This window comes from Halorubrum sp. AD140, from assembly GCF_034497445.1.
GTDB lineage: Archaea > Halobacteriota > Halobacteria > Halobacteriales > Haloferacaceae > Halorubrum.
This window is the reverse complement of sequence record NZ_JAXRUU010000262.1, coordinates 1-1,165: the sequence shown is the minus strand read 5'-3', so window position 1 is coordinate 1,165 and position 1,165 is coordinate 1. Positions and strand designations below refer to the sequence as shown.

General features: G+C 73.8%; 1 protein-coding gene. It reads left to right on the top strand.

The features are described 5' to 3' along the window. The coding region (locus U4E84_RS18040; protein ID WP_322533446.1) for a hypothetical protein at nt 1–1,148 on the top strand (1,148 nt) is incomplete at its 5' end. Nucleotides 1,149–1,165 lie beyond the last annotated feature (17 nt).

Genomic DNA, 1,165 nt, shown 5'->3' with positions numbered 1-1,165 from the left:
TCTTCCGCGGCGACGGACTCCTCTCGGACGAGTCCGTCGACGAGTACGGCCACGACGTCGAGCGGATCGAGGTCTCGACGGGCCGTCGCAAGGCGAAGATCACCCTCGGGTACGGCCTCGACGGCGACGAGACGCTCTCGGTCCCGGCCAAGCGCGTCGACGACGTCCTCCACCCGCTCCTCGCCGGCGTCCTCTCGGCGAGCGGCGTCACCGGCCCCGGCGAGACGGTCGTGCGAACCTTCCGCTCCTCCGAGCTCACCCTCATCGTCACCAGCGAGCGGCTGGTCAAACACGTCGGCTCGGCCGTCTGGGACCCCGAGTTCGAGGAGTTCTACTACGAGGACCTCACCGGCCTCGACTTCGAGGAAGGGACCGTCGCCACGGCGGTCGTCCTCGTCCACGACGGCCGCTCGGAGCGGTTCAAGGCCCCCAACGAGTCCGCCCGCGCGGTCCGGGAGACGCTCGCCGACGCGGTGTGTTCGTTCCACGGCGTCGAGAGCTTAGCGGAGTTCCGCGTCGCCGCCGAGGCCGAGGAGTCGACACCGGACGCCGAACCCGGCGGCACGACCGACTTCGGCGAGGGTCCCGACCCGCTCTCGGCGTCCCCCGCCGCCGACGCGGAGGCCGACGCGGACGGGACCGCGACGGAGCCGGACGCCGCCGACTCTGCCACCGCGGCGTCGCAGTCGCCCGGGTCGACTGCCGAATCGTCGGAAGCCGCCGCAGACGACGATCTGCTGGGCGCGGATCCCCTCGCGGCGGACGCGGCGGTCGACGAGGCGGCCGTCGACCCGCTCGACGACGCGACCGCGACGGGGAGCGCGTCTCCCGCCGAAGGGATCGATCGGGCGGCCGAGGAGGAGCCGGGGTCGACGGTCGACGGCGAGGCGCTCGCGGCGGACGCGGCGGTCGGCGATTCGGAGGCGGGCGACTCCGAGGCCGTCGCGCCGGAAGCCGACGCCGACGCCCCCGTTCCCGGGACCGACGCGTTCGACGGGTCGCCGTTCGAGAGCGCCGGCGTCGAGGGCGACGACCTCGCGACCGAGGTTGCCGCGCTGCGACGAACCGTCGAGGCGCAGTCCGAGCGCCTCGACCGGCAGTCGGCGCTCATCAAACAGCTGATCGAAGAGCTTCGCCGGGGCCGGTGACGGACCGGCTCGCCCCC